Raw genomic sequence first — 3,886 nt, forward strand, 5'->3', positions numbered from 1 at the left:
GTTCGAGCGTCCGGTCCGCGAGCTTCCGCTCTAGCGTAGCCTCAATCTGTGGCGCGGCGCGGAAGCGATGCGCGTCCCAGAACGGGCGCAGGCGTACGACGACCCGCTTGCGCGCCTCGGGCGTCAACGCTCGCCAGATCGAGGCGCCTTGCGCCCGCACCGCGTCGAGGACCGGATGCCAGGTCCGCCCCTCGGCCTCAGCGCGCCGGACGGCGCGGCGCACCTTGTGAACGAGCGCCGACGCCGTTCGGGCCGGATCCGAGACGAAATTGCCCTCGGCAGCGAGCGGGCGCCGCGCGTGGCCGAGCGACCGCAGACCACGGCGCGAGATCATGACGATCCGCCCGCGATGTCCCCGCGCGTCGAGTGTGGCGACGACGTCGGCCGCCGTCAGCCCCGAGCCCACGAGAAGCACGCGCTCGTCGCCGTCCAGTCGGCCCAGCGCGCCGTCGGCCAGCGCGTCCGGAATCAGGCGCGGATCGCCGCGCAACGGCTCGAGTTCGGCTGGAGGCGTCGGGCTCGGGTGGGTCGTGGCGATGACGACAAGGTCGGCGTCGGTCACGTCGCCGGCGTCGTCGCGCACAATCCAGGCGCCGCAGGCTCGGCGTACGGACACAACTGCGTTGCGGATATGGCGCACGCGCCCGTCGACGGCGAACGGACGCAGCGCCTCGGCCATGTAGCGTCCGAAATCCTTCCGGCGCGGGAAGGCGTCTGCACCGCTGCGGGCGACCGGATCGTGCTCAAGGATACCCGAGGCTTCGAGCCAGCGGACGAAATGCGATCCGTCGTCCGGCATTAGCGACATGCGGCTCGCCGGCACGTTGATGCGATGCGCGGGTTCGTCGCCGCCGTAAGCGAGACCAGCGCCAAGGCGTGCGCGCGGTTCGAAGACGACGAGATCGGCCGGCGCCCCGGCGCGGGCCAGATGATAGGCGACCGCGGCGCCGGAGAAGCCGCCGCCGACGATGGCGATCGTGGGCCGAAGCGCGCTCACGCGACCGCCGCCTTCTCCGACGGGGTTCGCACGCCCGACAGGATCTCGCCGAACGGCCCTGTATTCACCAGCCTCTCAGTCTCCCCGGCGGGCCGAACCAGCGGCAGGCGCGGCATCAGAAGCTCAGCCACCCGATAGGCCTCCTCGAGATGCGGGTAGCCCGAGAAGATGAAGGTGTCGGCGCCGATCCGGCGATATTCGTCGATCCGCTCCGAGACCGTGTCCGGATCGCCGACCAGCGCGGTTCCGGCGCCGCCGCGGATGAGGCCGACGCCCGCCCACAGGTTCGGCGCGACTTCGAGTCTGTCGCGCCGGCCGCCATGAAGCTGGCTCATCCGCTGCTGACCGACCGAGTCCATGCGGGCGAACACCTTCTGCGCATTGGCGATCGTGTCGTCGTCGAGTTTCTCGATCAGGCGGTTGGCGGCCGCCCAGGCCGCCTCCGTCGTCTCCCGCACAATGAGATGCAGGCGGACGCCGAGCGTGACCTCACGCCCCGCCTTCTCCGCCCGGCGCCGCACATCGTCGAATTTCGCAGCGACATCTTGCGGCGGTTCGCCCCAGCTCAGATATTTATCAATCGTGCGCGCGGCGACATCATGCGCCGCTTCGGACGAGCCGCCGAAATAGAGCGGCGGTCGCGGCCGCTGGACCGGCGGAAACGACACCCGCGCGTCCTCGACGCGGATGAAGTCGCCCGAGAACGTCACGGATTCTCCGGCGAGAATGCGCGTGTAGACGTTCAGGAATTCCTCGGTCGCGCGATAGCGTTCGGCATGCGACCAGAAGAGCCCGTCTCCGCGGTTCTCCTGCGGATCGCCGCCGGAAACGACGTTGATCAGGACGCGCCCGTTGGACAGTCGGTCGAGGGTCGCCGTCATACGGGCGGCTTGCGTCGGCGACAGGACGCCCGGCCGCACAGCTACGAGAAAGCGAAGCCGTTCGGTGAGCGGGGCAAGCGCCGAGGCCAGGAGCCAGCTATCCTCGCAGGACCGGCCGGTCGGAATCAGCACGCCCTCGAATCCGAGCGAATCGGCAGCGAGCGCAATCTGCTTGAGATAGGCGAAGTCGCCAGCGCGAGCCGATTCCGGCGAGCCTAGATAGCGTCCGTCCCCGAATGTGGGCAGAAACCAGAGCGCGGTGATCGTGCTGGGCGTCGTCATGATCGGAATATCCTCGGCAGGGAAGCGAAGGCGGCGAGGTCCTGCCGACCGGGGAAGGAGTCGGGCGGCCGCGTGGATTGACATCTCGACCCCGCCACAAGCTTATGATCCAGTATGTCTATAGTTCTTGTCAATTTTATTGTCCCATGATTGAAAGGCCGGCCGGCACAGCCGGCCACCCCTTTGCCGCAGGCGATTTGGAGACGCACGTGAGTCGAAAAATCATCGATATCCGCAATCGTCCGGCCTTTCTGCATGACTTCTACGGCGCGCGCCGCGGCACACCGGAATTCGAGACGGCAAAATGGCTGAACCATCGCACCGGTTCCGCTGACACCGAGCATTTCGTGCGCTCGCAGACCGAGGCTGGTTACATCGAGGAGATTCGGGAAACCGGCTTCGCAGCGGCCGTCGTGATCGGCCGGGACACGCCTGCGATCCGCAACGACAACGATGCGATCCATGCGCTCGTCTCGCGCCATCCCGAGCTCGTTGGCGTCGGCTCGATCGATCCTGAACGGCTCGGGCGCCGCGCGCCCGACGAAGCCGAGCGCGCGATCCGTGGCCTTGGGCTGAAGGCGATCAACCTCGAGCCTGGGTTCGGCGAACCCGCTCGCGCCTTCGACGACGCGATCTGCTGGCCGGTCTATGAGGCGCTCCAGGATCTCGAGGCGCCGGTGTTCCTGATGTCCGGCCCGACGACGCCGAACCTTGCGTTCAACGATCCGTCGGCGATCGGGCGCGTCGCGCGGCGCTTCCCGCGCCTCGCGATCGTCGTGCATCACGGCGCCTGGCCGCGTGCCGACGAGATCATCGGCGTCGCGTTCCGGTACGAGAACGTGACACTGGTTCCGGACATGTACATCTTCCAGCCGGGAGGCCGACTCTACGTCGAGGCTGCCAATGGCGCACTCGCCGACCAGATTGCTTTCGGATCGTCTTATCCCTTCCGCGCGATGCGCCAGTCGGCGGACGACTACGAGCGACTCGGCTTCCGCGACGACGTGCTCGACATGGTCTTTTCCGCGACTGCCGCAAGGCTGCTGAAGCTCGTCTGAAACGCCGCGCAGGACCGCCGGCGCTACCCGCCCGAGGGGCCACCCACAACTCGCTGGCTCACGCCCGGCGCCAGCGAGAGCGGTAACGCCGTCTCTGACTTCAACTGTTGAAGCTCGAAGTAGGACGAGACGCGTCTGAGGGGCATCAGCGAGGTGAGGCGCCGATGGAAGTCCTCGAAGTGGGGGATGTCCACTGTCACAACGCGCAGGCAGAAGTCGACGTCGCCCGCCACGCGCTGAAATTCCAGCACTTCCGGCATCGCACGCACGGCCTCGATGAAGGCCTCGACGGCTTCGCGGGCGTGATCGCCCGACTGGACGCTGACTTGCGCGGTCACGCCGAAACCAACCTTGTCCGGCGCGACGATCGCCACGCGCTTCCGGATCACGCCGGACGCTTCGAGTTTCTGGATTCGCTTCCAGCACGGCGTCGTCGACAGGCCGACGGCGCGCCCGATCTCCGCCACGGTTAGAGAGGCGTCCTCTTGGAGAATTCTCAGGATCTTGCGGTCGACCGCGTCCACGCCCAAAACCCCGCCAATATCGCCGTGGGCCGCGCTCGATCGCGAGCGCGCAGATCCCGTTCTCTTTTGCCTGATTTAATACCACTGTGTCTATCTTATTTATCGATTATTGCTTTCGAGACGCTGGGGGCGGCGCGACCCCCT

At 67.1% G+C, this 3,886-nt stretch carries 4 protein-coding genes; 1 reads left to right on the plus strand and 3 read right to left on the minus strand.

Going from position 1 to position 3,886, the window contains the following annotated elements:
• Both ACLP25_RS10270 and ssuD read right to left on the minus strand, forming a co-directional pair.
• A partial coding sequence (locus ACLP25_RS10270; RefSeq protein WP_442469095.1) for an FAD/NAD(P)-binding protein occupies window positions 1–997 on the minus strand: 997 nt, incomplete at its 3' end.
• Window positions 994–2,160, minus strand: coding sequence for an FMNH2-dependent alkanesulfonate monooxygenase (ssuD, locus tag ACLP25_RS10275; protein WP_442469096.1), 1,167 nt, complete (start codon window positions 2,158–2,160; stop codon window positions 994–996). The genes ssuD and ACLP25_RS10270, both read right to left, overlap by 4 nt.
• Before the next feature lie 209 nt (window positions 2,161–2,369).
• Between ssuD and ACLP25_RS10280 the strand changes: the two genes are divergently transcribed.
• On the plus strand, window positions 2,370–3,218 hold the full coding sequence (locus ACLP25_RS10280) for an amidohydrolase family protein (protein WP_442469097.1): 849 nt from the start codon (window positions 2,370–2,372) through the stop codon (window positions 3,216–3,218).
• A gap of 23 nt (window positions 3,219–3,241) precedes the next feature.
• Here the strand turns inward: ACLP25_RS10280 and ACLP25_RS10285 are convergent, their stop codons facing one another.
• Window positions 3,242–3,742, minus strand: coding sequence for an Lrp/AsnC family transcriptional regulator (locus ACLP25_RS10285; protein WP_442469098.1), 501 nt, complete (start codon window positions 3,740–3,742; stop codon window positions 3,242–3,244).
• Between the last annotated feature and the right edge of the window lie 144 nt (window positions 3,743–3,886).

Source organism: Roseiarcus sp., assembly GCF_052145395.1.
Lineage (GTDB): Bacteria > Pseudomonadota > Alphaproteobacteria > Rhizobiales > Beijerinckiaceae > Roseiarcus.